The organism is Bacillus sp. SIMBA_026 (assembly GCF_046535335.1).
Classification (GTDB): domain Bacteria; phylum Bacillota; class Bacilli; order Bacillales; family Bacillaceae; genus Bacillus; species Bacillus velezensis.
This window is the reverse complement of record NZ_JAWRWX010000002.1, coordinates 427960-448801: the sequence shown is the minus strand read 5'-3', so window position 1 is coordinate 448801 and position 20842 is coordinate 427960. Positions and strand designations below refer to the sequence as shown.

The 20842-nt window shown below is 43.2% G+C and carries 25 protein-coding genes, 1 tRNA gene and 1 pseudogene; 15 read left to right on the top strand and 12 right to left on the bottom strand.

Annotated features, from left to right (window positions below; translation table 11 throughout):
* Positions 1-20: 20 nt before the first annotated feature.
* Entirely contained in the window at positions 21-341 is a 321-nt protein-coding gene (locus SB847_RS13045) for a MazG nucleotide pyrophosphohydrolase domain-containing protein (protein WP_130571439.1), read from the bottom strand.
* A 115-nt stretch (positions 342-456) separates the two neighbouring features.
* Between SB847_RS13045 and SB847_RS13040 the strand changes: the two genes are divergently transcribed.
* Positions 457-1032: an LOG family protein gene (locus SB847_RS13040; protein ID WP_015240657.1), complete on the top strand. Its 576-nt coding sequence runs from the start codon at positions 457-459 to the stop codon at positions 1030-1032.
* Between the two features lie 195 nt (positions 1033-1227).
* Here the strand turns inward: SB847_RS13040 and SB847_RS13035 are convergent, their stop codons facing one another.
* Both SB847_RS13035 and SB847_RS13030 read right to left on the bottom strand, forming a co-directional pair.
* Positions 1228-2604: an MFS transporter gene (locus SB847_RS13035; RefSeq protein ID WP_410563693.1), complete on the bottom strand. Its 1377-nt coding sequence runs from the start codon at positions 2602-2604 to the stop codon at positions 1228-1230.
* 43 nt (positions 2605-2647) lie between these two features.
* Complete coding sequence (locus tag SB847_RS13030; protein ID WP_038459974.1) at positions 2648-3778, bottom strand: 2-methylaconitate cis-trans isomerase PrpF family protein; 1131 nt, start codon at positions 3776-3778, stop codon at positions 2648-2650.
* 173 nt (positions 3779-3951) lie between these two features.
* On the opposite strand from SB847_RS13030, the gene SB847_RS13025 reads away from it, so the two are divergent.
* The gene (locus SB847_RS13025; protein ID WP_003151510.1) at positions 3952-4812 is read left to right on the top strand and encodes a LysR family transcriptional regulator; all 861 of its coding nucleotides are present in this window, start codon (positions 3952-3954) and stop codon (positions 4810-4812) included.
* Between the two features lie 43 nt (positions 4813-4855).
* Here the strand turns inward: SB847_RS13025 and clpP are convergent, their stop codons facing one another.
* Both clpP and SB847_RS13015 read right to left on the bottom strand, forming a co-directional pair.
* Entirely contained in the window at positions 4856-5452 is a 597-nt protein-coding gene (gene clpP, locus SB847_RS13020) for an ATP-dependent Clp endopeptidase proteolytic subunit ClpP (protein WP_003151513.1), read from the bottom strand.
* 243 nt (positions 5453-5695) lie between these two features.
* Positions 5696-6670, bottom strand: a complete 975-nt coding sequence (locus SB847_RS13015) for a LacI family DNA-binding transcriptional regulator (protein WP_410577933.1) — start codon at positions 6668-6670, stop codon at positions 5696-5698.
* Positions 6671-7060: 390 nt separating this feature from the next.
* Here SB847_RS13015 and SB847_RS13010 point away from each other — a divergent pair, with 390 nt between their 5' ends.
* The 3 genes from SB847_RS13010 to SB847_RS13000 all read left to right on the top strand — a co-directional run bounded on the left by SB847_RS13010 (position 7061) and on the right by SB847_RS13000 (position 10068).
* The gene (locus SB847_RS13010; RefSeq protein WP_007613980.1) at positions 7061-8293 is read left to right on the top strand and encodes an MFS transporter; all 1233 of its coding nucleotides are present in this window, start codon (positions 7061-7063) and stop codon (positions 8291-8293) included.
* A gap of 14 nt (positions 8294-8307) precedes the next feature.
* Positions 8308-9777: a glycoside hydrolase family 32 protein gene (locus SB847_RS13005; protein WP_410563685.1), complete on the top strand. Its 1470-nt coding sequence runs from the start codon at positions 8308-8310 to the stop codon at positions 9775-9777.
* A gap of 215 nt (positions 9778-9992) precedes the next feature.
* Positions 9993-10068: transfer RNA gene (locus tag SB847_RS13000), tRNA-Arg, on the top strand.
* A 59-nt stretch (positions 10069-10127) separates the two neighbouring features.
* On the opposite strand, the gene SB847_RS12995 is transcribed toward SB847_RS13000, so the two are convergent.
* A complete protein-coding gene (locus SB847_RS12995; RefSeq protein ID WP_007613966.1) occupies positions 10128-10439 on the bottom strand; it encodes a hypothetical protein in 312 nt (103 codons plus the stop codon).
* A 16-nt stretch (positions 10440-10455) separates the two neighbouring features.
* The gene (locus SB847_RS12990; RefSeq protein WP_410563648.1) at positions 10456-11883 is read right to left on the bottom strand and encodes a lipase; all 1428 of its coding nucleotides are present in this window, start codon (positions 11881-11883) and stop codon (positions 10456-10458) included.
* Positions 11884-11934: 51 nt separating this feature from the next.
* On the opposite strand from SB847_RS12990, the gene SB847_RS12985 reads away from it, so the two are divergent.
* Positions 11935-12249: a DUF1433 domain-containing protein gene (locus SB847_RS12985; protein WP_012118522.1), complete on the top strand. Its 315-nt coding sequence runs from the start codon at positions 11935-11937 to the stop codon at positions 12247-12249.
* A 200-nt stretch (positions 12250-12449) separates the two neighbouring features.
* Here the strand turns inward: SB847_RS12985 and SB847_RS12980 are convergent.
* Positions 12450-12545, bottom strand: a pseudogene (locus tag SB847_RS12980) (hypothetical protein); the annotation flags it as partial.
* Positions 12546-12627: 82 nt separating this feature from the next.
* On the opposite strand from SB847_RS12980, the gene SB847_RS12975 reads away from it, so the two are divergent.
* Positions 12628-12972: a DUF1433 domain-containing protein gene (locus tag SB847_RS12975; protein ID WP_410563646.1), complete on the top strand. Its 345-nt coding sequence runs from the start codon at positions 12628-12630 to the stop codon at positions 12970-12972.
* Between the two features lie 24 nt (positions 12973-12996).
* Here SB847_RS12975 and SB847_RS12970 read toward each other — a convergent pair whose 3' ends face one another.
* Complete coding sequence (locus tag SB847_RS12970) at positions 12997-13197, bottom strand: helix-turn-helix transcriptional regulator (RefSeq protein WP_007613961.1); 201 nt, start codon at positions 13195-13197, stop codon at positions 12997-12999.
* A gap of 237 nt (positions 13198-13434) precedes the next feature.
* Here SB847_RS12970 and SB847_RS12965 point away from each other — a divergent pair, with 237 nt between their 5' ends.
* The 4 genes from SB847_RS12965 (at position 13435) to SB847_RS12950 (ending at position 15154) form a co-directional block, all read left to right on the top strand.
* Positions 13435-13722, top strand: coding sequence for a DUF1433 domain-containing protein (locus SB847_RS12965; RefSeq protein ID WP_029973541.1), 288 nt, complete (start codon positions 13435-13437; stop codon positions 13720-13722).
* A 235-nt stretch (positions 13723-13957) separates the two neighbouring features.
* On the top strand, positions 13958-14242 hold the full coding sequence (locus SB847_RS12960; protein WP_050585489.1) for a DUF1433 domain-containing protein: 285 nt from the start codon (positions 13958-13960) through the stop codon (positions 14240-14242).
* Positions 14243-14485: 243 nt separating this feature from the next.
* Complete coding sequence (locus SB847_RS12955) at positions 14486-14644, top strand: DUF3237 family protein (protein ID WP_007407401.1); 159 nt, start codon at positions 14486-14488, stop codon at positions 14642-14644.
* A 21-nt stretch (positions 14645-14665) separates the two neighbouring features.
* The gene (locus SB847_RS12950; RefSeq protein WP_014305882.1) at positions 14666-15154 is read left to right on the top strand and encodes a phenolic acid decarboxylase; all 489 of its coding nucleotides are present in this window, start codon (positions 14666-14668) and stop codon (positions 15152-15154) included.
* Between the two features lie 42 nt (positions 15155-15196).
* Here the strand turns inward: SB847_RS12950 and paiA are convergent, their stop codons facing one another.
* Positions 15197-15715, bottom strand: coding sequence for a spermidine/spermine N(1)-acetyltransferase (gene paiA, locus SB847_RS12945; protein WP_410577931.1), 519 nt, complete (start codon positions 15713-15715; stop codon positions 15197-15199).
* A 132-nt stretch (positions 15716-15847) separates the two neighbouring features.
* Here paiA and SB847_RS12940 point away from each other — a divergent pair, with 132 nt between their 5' ends.
* Complete coding sequence (locus SB847_RS12940) at positions 15848-16477, top strand: YczE/YyaS/YitT family protein (RefSeq protein WP_025853513.1); 630 nt, start codon at positions 15848-15850, stop codon at positions 16475-16477.
* A 79-nt stretch (positions 16478-16556) separates the two neighbouring features.
* Positions 16557-17087 carry a dihydrofolate reductase family protein gene (locus SB847_RS12935; protein WP_410577928.1) on the top strand — a complete coding sequence of 177 codons (531 nt, stop codon included), beginning with the start codon at positions 16557-16559 and terminating at the stop codon, positions 17085-17087.
* A gap of 38 nt (positions 17088-17125) precedes the next feature.
* On the opposite strand, the gene SB847_RS12930 is transcribed toward SB847_RS12935, so the two are convergent.
* Positions 17126-18574 (bottom strand): carboxylesterase/lipase family protein, encoded by a 1449-nt coding sequence (locus SB847_RS12930; protein ID WP_410577926.1) that lies wholly within the window; start codon positions 18572-18574, stop codon positions 17126-17128.
* Between the two features lie 79 nt (positions 18575-18653).
* Positions 18654-19109, bottom strand: coding sequence for an HTH-type transcriptional regulator SlrR (slrR, locus tag SB847_RS12925; RefSeq protein WP_003151541.1), 456 nt, complete (start codon positions 19107-19109; stop codon positions 18654-18656).
* Positions 19110-19352: 243 nt separating this feature from the next.
* Here slrR and SB847_RS12920 point away from each other — a divergent pair, with 243 nt between their 5' ends.
* Together SB847_RS12920 and epsB are read left to right on the top strand one after the other, a co-directional pair.
* Positions 19353-20060, top strand: coding sequence for a YveK family protein (locus tag SB847_RS12920; protein WP_031378299.1), 708 nt, complete (start codon positions 19353-19355; stop codon positions 20058-20060).
* 5 nt (positions 20061-20065) lie between these two features.
* A complete protein-coding gene (epsB, locus tag SB847_RS12915; RefSeq protein ID WP_007407393.1) occupies positions 20066-20746 on the top strand; it encodes a protein tyrosine kinase EpsB in 681 nt (226 codons plus the stop codon).
* The last annotated feature ends 96 nt before the right edge of the window (positions 20747-20842 follow it).

The following is a 20842-nucleotide window of genomic DNA, read 5'->3' as shown; positions in this document are numbered from 1 at the left end:
AAAGCGGACAGGCCGTGTTTTTATTCGGTTTCAAAGCGCTTGATCAGTTTTTCCTGATGGGCTTTCATCGCATCTTCTAACGTGATGCCGTACTTATCGGCAAGGATAGCCAGATTTCCGAGGACGTCACCCATTTCTTCAATCAGCTCCTGCCTGCGTTCAGCCTGGGTCGCGTCCTTTTCATCTGGCCGGTCTCTGCCGATTTCATATGCTCTTACCGCCCGGGCGAGCTCACCCGCCTCTTCCATTAAAAAGCCGATTCTGATAAATGGCCCGTACGCCGACCATCCTCGTTTTTCGTAAAAATCTTTCGTCCATTGTTCTGCTTCAGCCATCTGCATGTGAAACACTCCTTATGTCCTGTATGATTCTTATTGATATTATCATATAGAGATGGGACAATATATAGTGTATTTTGATTTATTGATGTACATATATAGATATGGAGATGAAAAAATGAAAACCATTTGTGTATTTGCGGGGTCAAACCCGGGGGTAAATGAAGAGTACAAACGCAAAGCGGCCGAACTGGGTGAATATATGGCGGAGCAGGGAATCGGCCTTGTTTACGGCGGTTCACGGGTCGGTCTGATGGGAACCGTCGCCGACGCGTTAATGGCAGGCGGCGGAAAAGCTGTCGGCGTCATGCCAAGCGGGCTGTTCAGCGGAGAGGTTGTTCATCAGAATCTGACGGAGCTGATTGAAGTCAGCGGCATGCATGAGCGGAAAGCGAAAATGAGTGAACTTGCCGACGGGTACATTGCCATGCCCGGCGGCTTCGGAACATATGAAGAGTTATTTGAAGTGCTATGCTGGGCGCAAATCGGCATTCATCAAAAACCGATCGGACTGTACAATGTGAACGGGTATTTTGAGCCAATGATGAAGATGGTCAAGTACAGCATTCAGGAAGGATTTTCGAATGAGTCTCATTTAAAACTGATACACAGTTCCTCTCGGCCGGATGAACTGATTGAGCAGATGAATCGGTATACATACCCGATTTTAGATAAGAAATGGCGGGAATTGTAAGGCAGAGGTCTGAAATATGTTTCGGCGGTTGCATCTAATCCATTCTGACGGAAAATTCTCCGCCTATAGAATACCTTTTCTTTCTGGAAATCGTTTTCTCTTTAAGATGATAAAGAGAATGCTGCTGGGATTGAAAGAAGAACATCCATTTCCTCAGAGGAGATGGATGTTTTGCGGTTTGCAGACTGTATGCGTTTACAACTTTTGTTGCACGAATGTTTCCTCCGATATGAAATCATCCTGCTGCATCTTTTGTTTTTTTGAACCGATTCCAAATATACCGACTGTCAGTGCACAAAGAAACCAGCAGCCTGTAAAGAACAAGAAAACACTTAAAAATCCGTAGCCTGAATACAGGAAACTGACGACAAAGGGACCGGCTACATTCGCAAGACGTCCTACGCCGTAAGTGAGGCCATTTCCAGACGCTCTGGCTTCAACCGGATATAATTCCGGCGTATAAGCATATGCGATCGAACTGAACGTACGCTCAAACATATGCATGAGAAATCCGCATATGACAATGACCATCGGCAAAGGATTGATGCCGTAAAAGAATCCAAGCGCCATAATAATTAACGATAAAACAGAAATGGCCCACTTTCGATCCACACGGTCAGAGATTTGCGACGCAATAAGAGCGCCCAGCGGGGCACCGATCGTTCCCAGAGTGACGTATACGATAGACTCATCCATTGATACGCCTTCTTTTACCAAAAGGGTGGGAACCCACGTGCCAAAGCCTTGAATTGCAATCGTGGAAGCTGCCCACATCGTCATTAAAACAAAAGTTCTTCCTGCCAAAGGCTTTTGAAATAACGTCCGATATGGAACAGATTTTACAGCGGTTTGTCTGCTTCGCAGAGCCGGAGCTGGTTCAGGCAGTTCACCCTTTTCTTTTTCTGCTTTTGCCTCCAGTTCAAGCAGAATGCGGTGTGCTTGTTCGCTTTTTCCTTTCGTGTCCAGCCATTTCGGTGATTCTTCCAGTTTTCTGGCGATCAGCGGAAAAAAAATACCGACCGCGCCGAATAGAAAGATAAACCGCCAGCCGTAAGAGGCGGACGGCACGACCAATTTAGCCACCCAGCCGGCTGCAGGAATTCCGCATATGCCGATTGTAATACAGATTGCCTGGTATTTACCCTTAGTTGCGGATGGGAAAAATTCACTGATATACGTACTTGCCACAATCGTTGTTGCACCGATACCTAAACTCGTAAGAAATCTAAAAACACCGAGTATTTCTGGGTTCCAAGCCAGAGAAGAGAGGAGAGAGAAGAAAGAGAAAAAAGTGACAACCAGAATTAAACCTTTTTTCCTTCCGAAACGGTCTGAAAACCATCCTCCGGCAGAGGCGCCGATAAACATTCCGAAATAGGAGACAGACGTAATAAAAGCGATGGTATGAGTAGAAATGTTCCATTCCTTTAAAAGTGAAGGCGCCGCATATGAAAACGTATTTAAATCGATAAAATCAAAAAAGTAAGCGAATGAAAGGATAACGAGCACTGTTTGATGGGCCCTTGAAAAAGGCAGTCTGTTTAATCGATTAGACGCATTTACATTGATCATCTCGTATTCCTCCGTTTATCTTTGACTTGTCTGAAGACTGGTATTAACCAATGTGATTCAGCGTATTCAGGTTGTAACTTTGCTTTGTAAACACATAGCCTTCAGAGATTTTTCTTGCTGTGCGTACTACTTTAATCGTTGTTCCATCCGGATCAACCTCTGCCTCGGTTTCTAAAATGCCGCTTGGATGTCCCAATCGAATCGTCCTCCCATAGAATGAAAATTCAGATAATATTGTATCCTGCAATAGCATGCCGGCAGTCGTACAAACCGCCCCTGTAATGGCTAAAGCTTGATGCGGTTTTTGCATGGACATCATACGAATGACAAGATCCATCTCTTCTGCGTGTCTCTTTATTCCTTTTGTATCGATATAATCCGCTGGAGATGAGATTAATGTTAGTTTTGGTACGGCCGGTGATTTTGCAGCAGCCTCATGTCTCGGAGCGAATCTGCATTTCTCGGCTGCAATCGATCGGATCATTTCGAGCTTTTCCAATATATCCGGGGTATATTCATCCGGAAGTTCTAAGCCGGTAAGCCCCGTGTCCTCTGCTTTTACAAAGACAAGCGGATTGGCGTAATCAATAATCGATACCGAGATATTTCCATACGGTGTATCGAGAACATCAATAGGCTGACCAGTGGGAAACAGCTTACCGGTCACCGCTCCTTCAGCCTGGTGAAATGAAAGATAAATAGGAGAAGCTGTACCTGGAACCCCGGGGATAGCGCAGTCCCCCTGGTAATGAAATGTTCCATTTCTGACTTCAACTTCTGCTACGATCACTTTTTGAGTGTTTGTATTTAACATTCTGACTTTTGTAACCGGCTCTTCAGCTTGAACGAGTCCTTTCTCAATAGCATAAGGGCCTACGGCAGAAGAGATATTTCCGCAATTGCCTTTGAAGTCGGTAAAACGGTCAGTCAAACTGACCTGAGCAAACGTATACTCAACATCTGCATCCTTTCTGGCGGATTTCTTAATAATGGCTGCCTTGCTTGTGAGAGAATGGCCGCCGCCGAGACCGTCAATTTGTCTCTCGTCAGGGCTCCCCATAATGTCTAAAAGAAAATCGCTCCATAGGTTTGTATCGTCTGGCATGTCTTTTTGATGAATAAAAACGCCTTTGCTGGTGCCGCCTCTCATGACGGTGACAGGAACTTTTTCCATGCTGTCTCATCCTTACATCATTTTGTGTGGATAAAAAGGTACCGGTCCCTTTGGAAAATATCGTATGATAAATAAGGATTATAAGTAAAACATATAATTTTTATAAAGTTAAATAAAAAACTTTTATAATAGGTGAAAATTTTATAGCAGAAAAATATTTTGGGGGATTTCATATGGATGAAAAGGATTGGATTGTGCTCATTACATTATTCGAAGAAAAAAATATGACGAAGGCGGCAGAGCGATTATATATGACACAGCCGGCGTTAAGTTATCGGCTCAAAAACCTGGAAGCACAATTCGGAGTGCGCCTTTTTTATAAAAGAAAAAAAGGGATGGAGTTCACTTCAGAAGGTGAACATCTGGTTGATTATTCGAAAGAAATGCTGCAGGAATTCAGAAGAGTGAAGGATGATATGCTCAATATGAGCCATGAAGTCAGCGGGGTTCTCAGATTAGGAGTCTCAAGCAATTTTGCTCAGTATAAGCTCCCGGCGATTCTAAAACGGTTTTCTGATCAGTATCCGTCTGTTCAATTCCACGTCAATACGGGATGGAGTGCGAAGGTGATGGATCTGCTTCATCATTCGGGGGTACACCTTGGGATTATGAGGGGAAATTATGATTGGCAAGGGGAAAAACAACTGTTAAATGAAGAGCGGCTGTACCTTATTTCAAAAACTGAAATCAACAGTGAGGACCTTCCCAAATTGCCGATGATTTATTATCAAACTGATGCTTCTTTGAAAAGTTTGATTCAAAAATGGTGGAATAACCAATTTACTGAACCGCCTTTCATTGCGATGGAGGTAGACAGGCAGGAAACCTGTAAAGAGATGGTGAAAAACGGTCTCGGTTATTCTGTTGTGCCGGAAATCTGTCTTCAGCCTTCTGATGAATTATACACATTGGCGCTATCTTATAAAAATAACGAGCCTGTGATACGCGATACTTGGCTTATGTATGATTCTTCAGCGTTAGAATTATCTGTCGTCAAAGCATTCATTACTTTTTTGAATGGGAATAAAGCATAAAAAAACCTGCAAGAGACATCATCTCTTGCAGGTTTTTTGGGCATTACTTCTGGTCTTCTGTATTGCGTGTCAGCACTTTATCGATTAAGCCGTATTCTAAGGCTTCATCAGCTGATTTGAAGTTGTCGCGGTCTGTATCGCGCTCAATGACTTCAAGCGGCTGGCCGGTACGTTCAGCAAGCACTTTGTTTAATTTGTCGCGAAGCAAGAGAATGCGTTTTGCCGCGATTTCAATTTCTGTCGCCTGTCCTTGCGCTCCGCCAAGCGGCTGGTGAATCATAACTTCACTGTTAGGAAGCGCGTAACGTTTGCCTTTTTCTCCGGCTGCAAGTAAAAATGCTCCCATAGAAGCGGCCATACCGATGCAGATCGTGGATACTTTCGGTTTAATGAACTGCATTGTATCATAGATTGCCATGCCGGCAGTGATTGATCCGCCAGGACTGTTAATGTAAATGGAAATATCTTTTTCAGGGTCTTCCGCTTCAAGGAATAAAAGCTGTGACACGATGGAGTTCGCAACGTTGTCATCAATCGCAGATCCAAGCATGATAATACGGTCCTTCAAAAGACGGGAGTAAATGTCATAAGCTCTTTCTCCGCGGTTCGTTTGTTCAATGACTGTAGGTATTAAATTCATAATGCTCCTCCTTCACCTTTTAGGTAAGTATGTATTTACATGATACATTTTTGGTCAATAAAGGTCAAACAAAACGCTGACCAAAATGCCAACCTTTTCTTCTAACACCATTTTTCCCATAAAACAAAAAGTTCAAACAGCAAAGTGGAAATGATGATGATCAGCGCCGGCGCTTGAGAAAATGATATGGCCGGAGCGCTCAAAATAGACCGCAATCGCGTCGCTACGTACTGAAGGGTCTGACTACGTTGTCCGCCCTTCCAAAAGCCGTACCGGCAAATACGTTTCCAGCGGCAAATCATCAAATTCGCCTTCAATTTCTTTTGCTAAAATCTCGATGGCTGTTTTGGAAATCAATTCAATCGGCTGCTGGATGGTTGCCAAGTCCGGCAGAACCGATTGAACGGTTTCAGTGCCGTCATAACCGATCACTTTTAATTGATTCGGGATGTCTATTCCCCGTTTTTTGGCCTCGGTCATCACGGCAGCCGCCATGATATCATCGCTGGCAAAAATTCCGTCGGTTTCAGGCTGTTCATCGAATAATGTTGAAATAATGTCATGGTAATGCTGATAAAAGGGTACTTCATATGTAATAGGCTTTTGTCCGTGTTCATGCATGACGTCTTCGTATGCTTTTCTTCTGAGGTTTGCCGGTGTCTCGAGTTCAAGCGGGCCGTTGAGATGGACGATGTGCCGGCACCCTTTTTCAATCAGCAGTTCTGCCGCCTTTTTTCCGCCGTCATAGTTGTCTGAGCCGACGACGGGAATCGTGTCTGATAAGTAATGGTCAATGGCGACAATCGGCAGATTCTGCTTGTGATAATTGAGAATTCCCCGGTTGTAAGTCACGGCGATCACGCCGTCCACTTGGTTTCTTATCAGCATCTCCAAATATTTTTCTTCCTTATCCTTTCGATGTAAACTGTTGCAAAGCAGCAGTTTGTAGCCCATGGACGTACAAATGCTTTCAATATGAAAGGCGAGTTCGCCGAAAAACGGATTGCTGGAGTTTGGGATGATAAGTCCTATTAAATTGGTTCGTTTTCGGAATAAAGAGCGGGCCAGATCGTTTGGAAAGTAATTGATTTCTTCCATCGCCTTGTACACTTTTTCTTTTGTTTTTTCGCTGATATAGCCGCGGTTATTTAATACCCGCGAAACGGTTGTGGATGAAACTCCCGCTATTTTCGCAACATCATGAATGTTAGGCTTCATTCCCGTGCCCTCCTGCTTACTGAAATGGCTTACAATTTCCGTCACGCACTTATTTTAGAGAATCAGGCTGACATGTGCAAGGACATTCCATGTTTCTGTTTTCATATAAAGAGGATGTGTTTTGTTTGCTTGAAATAATCAGAAAATTATATGTCAACCGATTGACATATGAAACCGATTGGCATACAATTCTTTTTGAAAGCGCTTTATTTAAAGGTTGAAGGGAAGTGGCGGGTATGGAGAGAAGGCTGGCGGCAATAAAGTGAAAGAATCAAGCAGCGATAGAAAGTAAGCGCTTACTCGGAGCTCGCATGTATGTGATGAAAATGAAGAAGGAAGTATGCGGCTCTAAAACGGCTATTAAAAGGTCCTCTAAAAGGAGCGGTGCAAATGAAAAGCTCAAAAAGTCTGTATTGGAAACTGAGTGCTTATTTCTTCTTTTTCTTTTTTACTTGGTCTTCCAGCTATTCTTTATTTGCGATTTGGTTAGGGCAGGAAATCAATTTAAACGGATCAGCGACAGGCATTATCTTTTCTGTAAACGCCGTATTTGCCCTGTGCATGCAGCCTCTTTACGGTTTTATCTCTGACAAATTGGGGCTGAAGAAAAAGATATTGTTTATGATCAGCTGTCTTCTCATATTCACGGGTCCGTTTTATATCTTCGTCTATGGGCCACTTTTACAATACAACGTCTTTCTTGGCGCCGTTGTCGGAGGCTTATATTTGGGAGCCGCTTTTTTGGCGGGGATAGGCGCGATTGAAACGTACATTGAAAAGGTCAGCCGTAAGTATGATTTCGAGTATGGAAAATCAAGAATGTGGGGCTCACTGGGCTGGGCGGCGGCTGCATTTTTTGCAGGGCAGCTTTTCAATATCAATCCCAATATCAACTTCTGGATCGCGTCTGTTTCAGCCGTCATATTAACGGCCATTATCATGTCTGTGAAAATAGAAATGACCGATCATGAGAAAAACAGAGCGGATTCGGTCCGGTTAAAAGATGTGGGGCGGCTCTTTTTACTAAGAGATTTCTGGTTTTTTATGATGTACATTATCGGGGTGACTTGCATTTACGGTGTATATGATCAGCAGTTCCCGATCTATTATGCGTCTTTGTTTCCTTCAGTGTCGACGGGTAACCAAGTATTCGGCTATCTGAATTCATTCCAAGTGTTTTTGGAGGCCGGCATGATGTTTCTTGCGCCTTTTATCGTCAATAAGTTCGGGGCGAAAAACAGTTTGATTTTAGCGGGGTTTTTAATGGCTTTCCGCATCGTCGGGTCCGGAATTGCAGTTGAACCTGTAGGCATTTCATCAATGAAACTCATCCACGCACTGGAATTGCCGATTATGCTGATCGCCGTTTTTAAATATTTGGCTGCCAATTTTGATACGCGTCTGTCGTCCGTCCTTTATCTCGTCGGTTTTCAATTCGCATCTCAGGCAGGCGCGTCGATTCTGTCGCCGCTTGCGGGAGGATTATATGACAGTGCGGGGTTCCGTCAAACCTATCTCATCATGGGAATCGTCGTCTTCGGTTTTACCGTCATCTCCATATTTACTTTATTGGGCCCGAAACAAAACAGCAGGCGTGTCCAGCGTCTGCAAAAAATCGGATAGAGAGGATGTTACAAATGGATAGAATTCAGCAGGCGGAAGAAGCTTTGAAGGAAGCCGAGGGTAAAGTGAAACAAAGATATCGATTGGGGTACCATATTATGCCCCGGGCGAATTGGATCAATGATCCGAACGGGCTTATTCAGTTTAAAGGAGAATACCACGTCTTTTTTCAGCATCATCCGTATGATGAGCATTGGGGGCCGATGCATTGGGGACATGTGAAAAGTAAAGATCTCATTCATTGGGAGCACCTGCCGGTTGCCTTAGCTCCGGGCGATGCATTCGACCAAAGCGGCTGTTTTTCGGGAAGCGCGGTCGATGATCATGGAAGATTAGCCCTCATCTATACAGGCCATAATATAATTGATCAAGAGAAAGACCTATTCTATCAAACTCAAAATATCGCTGTCAGCCAAGATGGAACCGTGTTTGAAAAGCTTCAGGGAAACCCCGTTATTGCGGAACCGCCGGAAGACAGCGCCCGTCATTTCCGCGATCCGAAAGTATGGAAGCATCGCGATGTTTGGTATATGGTCGTCGGCAACTCTTCAAAAGAAAACGTCGGACGGGTCGTTTTATACCGTTCACCTGATTTGCGTGATTGGGAAAACGCGGGGGTTCTCGCCCAAAGTGACGGTAATCTCGGCTATATGTGGGAATGTCCTGATTTCTTTGAATTAGGCGGCAAGCATGTCCTGCTGATTTCGCCCCAGGGGATCGAGGCGGACGGTGATTCCTATCAAAATTTACATCAAACCGGCTATTTAATCGGTGACTATCATGATGAAACAAACAAATTTACACACGGCGCTTTTAAAGAACTGGATCACGGCCATGACTTTTACGCCGTGCAAACATTATTAGATGATAAAGGACGCAGAATTGCCATCGGCTGGATGGATATGTGGGAATCTGAGATGCCGACAAAAGCGGACGGATGGTGCGGTGCACTGACGTTGCCGCGAGAACTGACATTGCGTGATGATCATAAACTTTTGATGAATCCCGTGGAAGAAACCAAGCAGCTGCGGAAAATGGAATACCGGGAATGTGCCGGACGATCGCTTTCAGGGAGTTACTTGGCAAAGACGTCCGAAGACCTGCTTGAAGTCCGAGTCGTGTTTGATGTGAACGATTCTGATGCCGAAACGGCAGGTTTTAAGATTCGTGGCCTTGATGAAGAAGAACTTGTGCTGACATACAATCTAACGGATAAAAAGCTGACGCTTGATTGCACCAAGATGGGGAAAGCGAAAGACGGTGTGAGAAGGGTGCAGACGGATACAAACGGCAAGCTGGCGCTGCGTATCTTTATTGACAGATCCTCGATTGAAGTATTCGCCAATCATGGAGAAACAACGATGACAAGCCGTATCTATCCGAATGAAGGCAGATTGGGGATTGAGCTGTTTTCTGAGAAAGGCGCCGTAAAGGTTGAGGAATTCACCTATTGGACGTTAAAGGACATTTGGAAAAGAAGCTGAAACGGGTGATTACCGCTTTTTCTTCAGTAATTGAAAATGTACTGAGCCGGGGGCAGTCCGCCTGAAATGAGTTTTTTGTGAAAATCAATGCCGGTAAACGATGCAGGATTATGCTGCATGAGGACGCTGTATAATCCTGTTGTGCATTATCAAAAAAGAGTTGCTTTCTGTGCGTTTCTTTATTATAATATAAAGGTATCTGATTGAAAAAACGTGCGCTCGTAGCTCAGTTGGATAGAGCGGTGGTTTCCGGTACCACGTCTGTCGGGGGTTCGAATCCCTCCGAGCGCGTCTCAGTTAAGACGATAGAAAAAACCTCGCAGATGATAAATCTGCGGGGTTTTTTTATTTTATCTTGTTTTGAAACTGTTAACGAATGTGTCTCTGTTATGTTCGGTTCCGGCAATCAGCCGCGCACTTTCACTGATCCGCTGTGCGAGAGCTTTTTGCGCCTTACCTTCAAAGCTGTTCAATAGTGCTGAATACACTTCATATAATTCATCTTTCAACGTATCCATTTCGAATGTCGGTTTCAGCGTTCGGCGCACTGTCTCCAGTTTTGTCCCCGCTGCCTGTGTCATGACGGTTTTCAGCATCTGCCGCTGCAGCCTTTTCTTCATCGGGTCGTCCTTGTGTTCTAAAAGTTCGTCTAATGTCGGCATTATGTATCCACCTCTATCATCTTAACCAGTTTGCGAGCATCTGGTCTTTTTCCTGAAATTCGTCTGCTATTTTATGTAAGAATCCGCCGATTTCTTCAAGGTCCGTAATCGCCGCCTGCAAGGAATCAATAAACGCCTGCTCAGCCTGAGTGTCATAAAAAATCGGGCCTTTATCGTAGGATTGCGCAATATCTTCAATGGTATTGGTCACGTCCTGTGCTTGAAGCTGATCAAACAAGCCGTGTCCGACTTGGCCGTAAAATTCTGTTTTCAGCTCGGCGACTTTTTCATCGTGCTCCTGATAGGCGTTTTGCGCTTCTTTTTTCATCGTCCGCAAATCCTCAGTCATAGCCTGCACCTTTTCAGCCAGCTTCTTTGCGTTTTTCGGCGTTACTTTTATTGTATCTGCGCTTCCGATCGCACCGGCCGGCAGAAGAGCGCCGAGGTTTTTATCGAAGACTAACTCATCTCCGTTCGGATTTGTAATAGTGCCGTTTCTGTCGAACACGAAATTTGCTTCGTTTAAGCCGTGTGTATCCGGATTTCTCAGAATGACGGTAGTGAAGAAATAAGCGAGATTCTTGCCGATCTGCTCGTTTAAGTTCCCATCAAGCCGCTGCTTTCGGCTGAACTGTGAGAGCGAGGGGTTTTTCGTATAAATCGTTGTCCCGTTGTGGCGGTCATATTCGTTCCAATAACCCGCCCCGACCATGTCGTCCGGATTGATAATTGACCGGATGTAAGGATCGTAAATGCCGCTGTTGATGTCTTTCTGTGTTTCCTCATCGTGCAGTTTCACGACGGAAGGACTGTTAAACGCGACGGCATACACATCATTATTCACCGCGCTGTATTCGGCCTCAGCGCCGCCGAGTGAATGGCCGGTTGTTGAAATAATCGTTGACGTTCCGGCATACTTTTTCTTTACGCCGCGTACCAGCTGATCGGCCTGATCGATTTGCGATGTTTTCGTTATCAGCTTATACTTTCCGGTTGTGAGCATGGCGTCTTGAGAGGGCGTTCCGTGATAGGTTCCGAGTGTTTTTGATGTATCCTTTGCGTCTTTTTTTACAATATAATGTACTTCTTTTTTCGGATCATTTCCGAAAACAATATTGCCGCCGTCCGCTTTTACGCCGTCATTGATCGGGTCTTTTCCGATATCGGTTCCCGTAAAGGCGACGACCACGTTTTCAGGGTTTTTTGATTTTATCCATTTACCGTTTTTGGTCTTGATGCCTTTTGAGAATACAAAGGCATCAAGACCCGTATCAGAATCCTGCTTCACTTTCTCAACGTACCAATATGACGTCTTACTTATTTTATAAGGAGTTTTATATTTCATATGCAGGGCTAACATTTTATAATTGTAAGCTGCTTGACTCAAACGGTAATATTCTTTATCTGTGACATTAGAGACGGTTATTTCTTTTCCTTTTGGCATATATACATCTCCTTTCTTATATTGTAAAATAGTTCCGAAAGGATGATACGCATGAGAAAATACATTATTATCCTAATTGTTATAATTATAGCAGTGGGAGGTTTTTTCGTGAAGCGTCAATATGATAAACATAAAAACGAAGAAAAACTTGTGATTGAGGCGCAAGAGCACATGAAGAATTACTTAAAAAAAGACTATAAAAATGTACAGGAAGTTCATTTTTCAAAAGACTACAATATCGATCCGACAGGCGGAGTTGAAGTTTCAGGCTACATAAATAATAATAAAGAAAAAGAATTTTCCGGTATATATGATCCAACGAACAAGGAGATAGGTATTTCAGTGGTCAATGCCGAAGAAAGGTAAAATACCCACCTCAGGGATGAGTGGGTATTTATTTTGTTTAACTATTTTTCAAAATTTTCGCTATGTTTGTTATCCAGTTATCGTAAGCGCAAAACCATTCCTAAGATCAATCACCTCTACCGTCTCATTTGTCGAGGTATCCCCGATAATTAACGGTAACTGCGTACAAATATCATGACAACTCAACGATAGGAAAAACGTCAGATCAGCATTTTACTCGCTTTAAGTTCCAATCTTAACTTATCAGCAACAATCGCGATGAATTCTGAATTGGTTAGCTTTGCTTTTGACATGCTGAAAAGTATATTCATATCAAGTTTTCGCTCATTTCGTTTACTTAAGAACGACAGTTATTTATAGGAAAGGATTGATTTCCAAATGAAAAAGAAAAAGTACATAATTATCCTTATTTTAATAATTATAGCGGTTGGGGGACTTTTTATGAAGCATCGGTATGATCAAAAGAAAAAAGAGATTGCATTATTCGAAGAAGCCCAGAATCATATGAAAAAGTTTTTAACAACGAACTATAAAAATGTGAAAGATATCCATTTTTCTGAGGATTACTATATTAACCCAATGGGCGGTATTAGTGTTAAGGGTTATACTAACGGAAAAAAAGAGTTTGAAGGTCTGTATGATCCAAACAATAAAGAAATATTGTCGTATACGGTTGATGCCGAACCAAAGGAAGAATGTAAAGATAAGCTTTGTACAAGATAAATTAGCCTGCTCAATCGAGCTGGGCTAATTTTGTTGTATTGCTCTTCCTCTAATCTCCTCAACATAAAACAAATTTTCCATAGGTACATTTAATCCTCTGTTAATAATGAATAGTGTTGTGATATCATATCTTGTATTTGTTTTAAATCTGCTTATCGTAACCTCAGTAGAACCAACTAAATCAGCCAAATCCTTTTGGCTTTGAATTCCCTTCTCCTTCATCACTTCATTTAATCTAGATCTGACTATAAGCTTTTGTAGAAATTCGCACACTTTTAGGATAGTCTAACTAACGCTTATATAAAAGTATTCTCGATCACTGATACTTGATACATTGATATTTTTTAGACATGTACAACACTCTGAGGTTGATGTAAATTTAATCTAAGAAAGGATGAGTCTGTGAAGAAATACATGGTTGTCCTGATATTTGTAATAACTATAGCGTCAGGAAGTATCTACATGAAGTACCAACATGATAAAAAAGAAGCAGAACAAGAACTTTTTATCCAAGCGAAAAATAAAATGGAAAGCTATATAAAAGCTAATTACAAAAATATAAAGCAAATTACATACATTAACGATTATAAAATAAATCCTATGGGTGGTATTTCCGTGAAGGGGTACTTGAATGGTAATAAGGAAAAAGAATTTTTCGGACTTTATGACAAAACGAATGATGAAATAGGAGTTTCGTCAGTCGATGCAGAAGAGAAACCCGAATGTCAGGAAAAAGAATGTGAATACTAAAAGACGCAAAATAAAGAAGTTCTCTTGTTTGCCGGTTTATATGATCCGCTGTGAACATTGAAGAAAAACTTTAAGTCGCCTAAATAGCGTCTGTTTTTGTATGAATTATTGCACCGGATGTCACCACCATTTTTCTAGTCCGCGAACTTCATCATAACTCATGGAAAGGATGAGTTATGTGAAAAAATACGTTTTTATCTTCATAGTTATCTTTATAGCAGCCGGAGGTTTTATAATGAAGAGTATGAATGATAAAAATGTTCAGGCTGAAGAGATAAAGATTGCTCAAGAACGAATGGAGAAATTTATCAAAGCGAATTATGAAGGCATACATAACGTTACATTTAAAGATAAATACGAAATAGATCCAATGGGCGGGATAGAGGTATTTGGCTATTACAACGATGATACATCGAATAAATTCGATGGTATGTATGATAAGGCCAATGACAAGATCATGGGGCACTCAATAGACGCTGTAAGAAAGAAAGAATGCAGAGATAAAGATTGTGATTATTAATAAAGACGCCCGTCTGGTATGAACATATAGTAAACGAAAAAGACAAGGGGCCGGCATTTGCCGCCCTTGTCTTTTTTCATTGAACATTGGAAAACATAATCAGAAACAGCTCATTATTTGACAGTCCATTTTAACAGCGTTACAATTAAACGTGTAAATAGTTACATGTTTAAGTAAACATAATAACTCGGGAGGTGATACCTCCTTGAATGAACCTTCTTTAAAAAAGTCATTTATGAGTCAGTGAACCGCATCATTGATCCCGAGCATGTTTATTTCCGTACTGTGCCTGTGTTTGAAACAAGCAGCGAGGCATATCAGCATCTGCAGGACCGGCTGTTTATCGGGGCTGCGGTCCGATTGCCGGATGACATTCGGTTAGATATTTATGAAGTTCAATAATAATATGGAGAGTGAGTCAACATGGAAAACTTTATCGGAAGCCATATGATTTACACGTATGAAAACGGCTGGGAGTATGAAATCTATATTAAAAATGATCATACGATCGACTATCGGATTCATAGCGGAATGGTAGGCGGCCGCTGGGTGCGCGACCAGGAAGTGAATATCGTCAAGCTGACAGAAGGCGTATACAAAGTGTCATGGACTGAACCGACAGGCACAGACGTTTCCTTAAACTTTATGCCGAATGAAAAACGGATGCACGGAATTATTTTCTTCCCGAAATGGGTGCATGAGCATCCGGAAATCACGGTGTGCTACCAAAATGATTACATTGACGTGATGAAAGAGTCACGTGAGAAATATGAAACATACCCGAAATATGTCGTTCCCGAGTTTGCGGATATTACGTATCTCAACAATGCGGGAATCAATAACGAAACACTGATTTCAGAAGCGCCGTACGAAGGAATGACCGATGATATCCGTGCGGGAAAATTAAAATAAGAGAAAAAACCCGGCAGCTTGGCCGGGTTTTTTTGTATTCTTTTACGACAGGGTTTTGGTCATGATAATGTCGACTTGTTTATCATCCCCCATATAAAAAGAGTGTTCTCCGGTTTGGACAAATCCCATTTTTTGATAAAAGGCGATTGCATTTTCGTTTTTTTCCCATACGCCCAGCCAGATGTTCTTTTTATTGTGTGCTGTTGCGATTTTCACAGCTTCATTCAGCAGATATTTGCCAAGCCCGTGTTTCTGATGGCTTTTTCTTATATAAATTCTCTCAATCTCAAGAGAATCTTCCCCCATTTTTTCTGACTGTGCTTCGTTCATGTTGACTTTTACATACCCCGCAAGGTCATCATGATAATAAACAAAATAGAATTGAGAAGACGGATTGGATAATTCCTTTTTCAGCTGTTCAGAGCGGAATGCATTTTCCAAATAAGCTTTCATATTTTGAGGTGAATTTTGATCTTTAAATGTATCATTGAATGTTTCAATGCTTATCTCCCGGAGCTCTGTTATATCGTTAAGGCTGCACTTTTTTAATTGAATACTCATGGTCATACAGCTCCTTTCTTCATTTATCATATCAGCTGAATTTTGTTGTATTTGCAATGAAAATACCGTATAGTAAACATACCGTAATTTTGTTGTATTTGCAACATAAAATAAGAAAATGAGGACGATAAAGTGAAATATGTTTTTTATGTTTTAGGAATCATGATCTTGACCTTTGGTATTTCTGTCACGATTCAATCAGATCTTGGAACATCGCCTTTTGATGCGCTTATTGTGGGATTGTCCGTCCATGCAGGGCTTACCGTGGGAAGCTGGGAAATCATCATCGCTTTCCTGTTAATTTGCTGTAATTCAATGTTAAAAAGGCAAAGACCGGAATTTTCAGGGATGATTACGGCGTTCATAACGGGAATCGGGATTGATATGTGGCTTTTTTTTCTGCATCGAGTCATAACGCCTGAACTATGGTACGGAAAAGCGGGCTGTTTTGCAATCGGTTTAGTTGTGATAGGGATAGGAACCGCAACCTATCTGCACACAAATTTCGCCCCGATCCCGGTTGATCGGTTAACGTTAATTGTCCGCGAATTAACCGGGAGAAGCATCTTTTTTTCAAGAACGGTCATTTACTTCATATTTTTCATACTGGCCGTGATGCTAAAAGGTCCGGTAGGCATCGGAACGTTATTAACCGTTTGTTTAGGAGGGATCATCCTTCATTTCTTTATGCCGATTACCGGAAGATGGATAGACGGCATATTAACAGCATCTCCAAAGCAGGAAGAAACGAAAACCCGGTAACGGGGGTTTTTACCCGATTCTATCATTTTTTCATTTCATCCGTATGTTCAAGGTATAATAAAAAAGGGGAGGGATTTTTATGAGCGGTCAAAGAAAACTCGTTTTTTACGGAGCTGTCAGCGCAGATGGTTATCTTGCGCAGGAAAATCATTCTTTAGATTGGTTAATCGGAACTGAAGGTGAAGACGGCACCGATTATGAAGCTTTCTATGAATCTGTCGATACGATCATCATGGGCAGAAAAACATACGAAGAAATATTGGTTTTATTGCCTGAGGAATTTCCGTACAAAGGTAAAGAATGCTATGTGTTTTCGCGGACATTGACCGGGCGTACTGAACATGTGCGGTTTATTCATGAAGAGCCTGCCGATTTTATAAAAGCATTGAAACGCCAAGAAGGCAAGCGGATTTGGATTGTCGGCGGGAGTGATCTGCTGCACCCGGTTTTGGAGGAAAAACTTGTCGATGAATTTATCATTCAGATCGCCCCCGTTCTGCTCGGCCGCGGAATTTCTTTGTTCAAACCCGGAGACCGGGAGACAGGGCTGAAGCTGACTGATGTCAGGCGCTATAAGCAATTTGCGGAGTTGCATTATGAAGTAAGATGAAAACGAAACGCCAAGGGAGCCGGCTCCCTTGGCGTTTTTTATGCTTGAAACAGGATGCGGCGTTTTGCTGCATCGGGATCACTTTCGACAGCGGTATCCGTGTTGAAAAGCAAAGTTTCGCGTGAATCGGTTTCATATTCAGGCCAATTGAAGTGAGAGGTGTTCGGGTTTCCGGTTTTTGCAAAAGCGAGCCATGCGGATTGGATTTGTTTGGAAAGCTGTTCTGCGTCATCACCGAGCGGTTCTTGCAGCGTCTTTCTCAAAGAATCAAAGTTTCCGAACACAAACGGCAATTCCAGAGCGTGAACGGCTTTATGAAACGGCGGTGTTTCGCCATGCCAATCAAAGCGGTACATCCAGACCGGTGCGTGCTGCGACTGTCCTTGTGCGAAAGCGACAGCCGGCCGCCAGAAAATCAGATCCGTCATCATATCGATTTGTCCCTTTAATGAATGCGGATATAAATCTGCCGCTTGCTCGGTGCAGTTCTCTCCGAGGTGATAATGCAAATAATCTTGCTGTTTTTTCTCGGAATGAATGTCTGTATCAGGGGTGAAAAACAAATATGCTTCATCACGATTGGTTCCGATGATCATAGGTATGCCTTCTGCGGCCCCGTCTGCTATGGCTTTCACCGGTTCCGCAGGCAATGTGGCCGGATCGATGGCGGGCTGAAACAAAAGCTGAAAAATGTTTTGATCTAGTGAGCGCTGCACTTTATCTGCAGTCTTAAGCAGGTCATTAACGGAAAGCTCCTGCAATTGATCAGTGCCGGCTTCATGAATAAATGCCGCCGCGATGTCTTTTGCCATGTCCGCCGGGATCGTATGAGAGGCGCCGCTTTCTAAAATGGCTTTATGAAACAGGCCTTTTGCGTCAGGCATTGCCATAAGGGAGGCGATGCTCATGCCGCCTGCCGATTCACCAAATATCGTGACGTTATCCGGGTCTCCTCCAAATTCGGAGATATTGTCCCTCACCCAGCGCAGCGCGGCGATCTGATCAAGCAGCCCGATATTGGCGGAATACGCGTCATGAATAGAAGATAAATGTAAAAAGCCGAATGGTCCGAGCCTGTAATTGAGTGTCACGACAATGACATCTCCGTCAGCGGCAAGGGCAGATCCGTCGTAAAGCGGTTCGCTTCCGGCACCTAAATAAAATGCCCCGCCGTGTATCCATACCATGACAGGCTTTTTTTCGCCCTCTGAATCGGGGGCGAAAACGTTGAGGTAAAGGCAATCTTCAGATTGAGCCGGTATATCTCCGGAAAACGATATAGACAGCATATCATCCGGCTGCGGACAAATCGGCCCGAACGAGTCGGCATGTTTTACGCCATCCCAAGGTGCGGGCGGCTCCGGCACTTTAAATCTGAGCTCTCCGACGGGCGGCTTCGCGTACGGTATGCCCTTCCATGTGCGGGTACCGCGGCCGGCAGTTCCTTTCAGTGCGCCGGAGCGGGTTTGAACGGTAAGTTTTGTCATCATTTCATCCCCTTTTTCTTTTCATTATAAACAGAGATGAAGACATGAAGCGAATAAAAGCCTTTTCATCAGCATATCATCAGTAACGCTTCCGTTCTAAAAATGATCTGACTTCCTGAACGGACAAGCCGAGTTCTTTGGCTTCCTGCATCAGCGCTTTCCATTCCTCAATGTTGGATTCAGTCAGTTTTCTGTTGCGGTAGGGTGCGGGCTCCGGGCGTTTTTCAGTCAGTTTGTTCGTAAAGGTGAACAGTTCTTCTTTCGGCATGCCTGACTGCACGGCCTGCACAAGGTGGATGCGCCACTCATCTTCCGTGCCTCCCATGTGATGCAGCATCGTTTCGGCATCAAAAAGCTCCGTCAGATCGACCTGCAGGGTGGCGGATACTTTTTTCAGAAATTGGATGGACGGATTTGAGTGAACCCCCCGTTCTATCTTGCTTAAATAAGATTTAGAGACACCTGCTTCAACTGCTAGCTGATTAATAGAGTAGCCTTTTCTTCTGCGGTATAAACGAATTATTCTTCCAATCATTGTGCTGAATTCTCCCCTGTATACTGGCTTTTTTTGTTCATTATAAGAAATCTTTCGTTCTTTATAAAATTTAAAATTATAAGGTAAGTGCAGTAAATAAGAGGAAAATCATGATAATGTTCTCTAAAAAGAACCAAATGGCTTAATTTGAAATTTTCAAATTTCGACCTTTTCTTTTATAATCCAATCATTAACAGAAGGGGGCGTTTAAGCCTGATGCAATAAGGATGAGGCTGTAATTACATGAATGAGAATATGAGTTTTAAAGAATTATTTGACATTATTAAACACAGATTTTTACTGATTTTTATCATGACAGCAGTTGTAACGCTGGTGACGGGATACATCCAATTCCGGGTGATTTCGCCCGTTTATCAGTCATCGACCCAAGTGCTCATTCATGAAACAAGCGGTGAAAAAAATTCGAATCTCAGCGACGTTCAGCTGAATCTTCATTACAACAATACGTTTCAAACGATAATGAAAAGCCCGGTTGTGCTTGAGAAAGTGAAGCAGACGCTGCATCTTTCTGAGACGGCATCCGCTTTAAAAGCAAAGATCACGACAAGCAGCGAAACCGATTCAGAGATCATTACCGTAGCGGTGCAGGACGAGAATCCGAAACAGGCCGCCGCTATAGCGAACACGCTGATGAAGACATTTAAAAAAGAAGTCCGTGACAGGATGAATATAAAAGGCGTCATTGTTTTGTCTGAGGCAAAAGCATCGGAAAGCCCGATGGTCAAGCCTTCGCGCATCCGAAATATCATGATGGCGTTCGGTGCGGCTCTCATGGCGGGTGTGACGCTTGCGTTTTTTCTCCACTTTCTTGATGAAACCGTTAAAAGCGAGCGGCAGCTCAGCGAAAAAACAGACTTGCCTGTTTTAGGGGTTGTGTATGACATCAAAAATCAGCAGACACGGTCTGATGAAAAACATTTCGGGGAGTGAGGCGTTTGGGATTCAGAAAAAAGAAATCAAGAAGGGGACTGGCTCAAATATCCGTTTTACATCACAAATCATTGGTGGCTGAACAATACCGCACCATTCGGACAAATATTGAGTTCTCCTCTGTTCAGACCCATTTGCGCTCTATTCTCGTCACTTCTTCCGTTCCGGGAGAAGGAAAATCATTCAGCGCCGCCAACCTTGCCGCGGTATTTGCGCAGCAGGAAAAAAAGGTGCTGCTCGTCGATGCGGATTTACGAAAACCGACGATACACGAGACCTATCAGCTTGAAAACGTACAAGGCCTGACAAATGTGTTAGTCGGAAACGCTTCCCTCGGCGAAACGGTGCAAAAAACGCTGATTGACAACCTCTATGTCTTAACGAGCGGGCCGACGCCGCCGAATCCGGCTGAGCTTTTATCTTCAAAGGCGATGGGAGAGCTGATTCAGGAGATGTACAGCCGGTACAGTCTGGTTATTTTCGATTCACCTCCGCTTTTGGCTGTGGCGGACGGACAGATTTTAGCGAATCAGACAGATGGAAGCGTTCTCGTCGTCTTGAGCGGAAAAACGAAAATGGATACCGTCCAAAAGGCGAGAGACGCGCTCCAGCAGTCAAAGGCAAAGCTTTTGGGGGCGCTGCTGAATAAAAAGAAAATCAAAAAAACGGAGCACTACTCTTATTGAGCGGTGCAGGTGATGTCTCCTTACCTTTATCAACGGAGGCACTCGGCTCTGCTGTGGGCGGCGTTTTTCGCTGCCTTAGATGCTGGTCGTCGGTGG

Excerpts from the sequence above, each read along its gene's own strand:
- SB847_RS13045 (WP_130571439.1), bottom strand. The coding sequence starts at position 341 with ATGCAGATGGCTGAAGCAGAACAATGGACGAAAGATTTTTACGAAAAA.
- SB847_RS13040 (WP_015240657.1), top strand. The coding sequence starts at position 457 with ATGAAAACCATTTGTGTATTTGCGGGGTCAAACCCGGGGGTAAATGAA.
- SB847_RS13035 (WP_410563693.1), bottom strand. The coding sequence starts at position 2,604 with ATGATCAATGTAAATGCGTCTAATCGATTAAACAGACTGCCTTTTTCA.
- SB847_RS13030 (WP_038459974.1), bottom strand. The coding sequence starts at position 3,778 with ATGGAAAAAGTTCCTGTCACCGTCATGAGAGGCGGCACCAGCAAAGGC.
- SB847_RS13025 (WP_003151510.1), top strand. The coding sequence starts at position 3,952 with ATGGATGAAAAGGATTGGATTGTGCTCATTACATTATTCGAAGAAAAA.
- clpP (WP_003151513.1), bottom strand. The coding sequence starts at position 5,452 with ATGAATTTAATACCTACAGTCATTGAACAAACGAACCGCGGAGAAAGA.
- SB847_RS13015 (WP_410577933.1), bottom strand. The coding sequence starts at position 6,670 with ATGAAGCCTAACATTCATGATGTTGCGAAAATAGCGGGAGTTTCATCC.
- SB847_RS13010 (WP_007613980.1), top strand. The coding sequence starts at position 7,061 with ATGAAAAGCTCAAAAAGTCTGTATTGGAAACTGAGTGCTTATTTCTTC.
- SB847_RS13005 (WP_410563685.1), top strand. The coding sequence starts at position 8,308 with ATGGATAGAATTCAGCAGGCGGAAGAAGCTTTGAAGGAAGCCGAGGGT.
- SB847_RS12995 (WP_007613966.1), bottom strand. The coding sequence starts at position 10,439 with ATGCCGACATTAGACGAACTTTTAGAACACAAGGACGACCCGATGAAG.
- SB847_RS12990 (WP_410563648.1), bottom strand. The coding sequence starts at position 11,883 with ATGCCAAAAGGAAAAGAAATAACCGTCTCTAATGTCACAGATAAAGAA.
- SB847_RS12985 (WP_012118522.1), top strand. The coding sequence starts at position 11,935 with ATGAGAAAATACATTATTATCCTAATTGTTATAATTATAGCAGTGGGA.
- SB847_RS12975 (WP_410563646.1), top strand. The coding sequence starts at position 12,628 with ATGAAAAAGAAAAAGTACATAATTATCCTTATTTTAATAATTATAGCG.
- SB847_RS12965 (WP_029973541.1), top strand. The coding sequence starts at position 13,435 with ATGAAGTACCAACATGATAAAAAAGAAGCAGAACAAGAACTTTTTATC.
- SB847_RS12960 (WP_050585489.1), top strand. The coding sequence starts at position 13,958 with ATGAAGAGTATGAATGATAAAAATGTTCAGGCTGAAGAGATAAAGATT.
- SB847_RS12950 (WP_014305882.1), top strand. The coding sequence starts at position 14,666 with ATGGAAAACTTTATCGGAAGCCATATGATTTACACGTATGAAAACGGC.
- paiA (WP_410577931.1), bottom strand. The coding sequence starts at position 15,715 with ATGAGTATTCAATTAAAAAAGTGCAGCCTTAACGATATAACAGAGCTC.
- SB847_RS12935 (WP_410577928.1), top strand. The coding sequence starts at position 16,557 with ATGAGCGGTCAAAGAAAACTCGTTTTTTACGGAGCTGTCAGCGCAGAT.
- SB847_RS12930 (WP_410577926.1), bottom strand. The coding sequence starts at position 18,574 with ATGACAAAACTTACCGTTCAAACCCGCTCCGGCGCACTGAAAGGAACT.
- slrR (WP_003151541.1), bottom strand. The coding sequence starts at position 19,109 with ATGATTGGAAGAATAATTCGTTTATACCGCAGAAGAAAAGGCTACTCT.
- SB847_RS12920 (WP_031378299.1), top strand. The coding sequence starts at position 19,353 with ATGAATGAGAATATGAGTTTTAAAGAATTATTTGACATTATTAAACAC.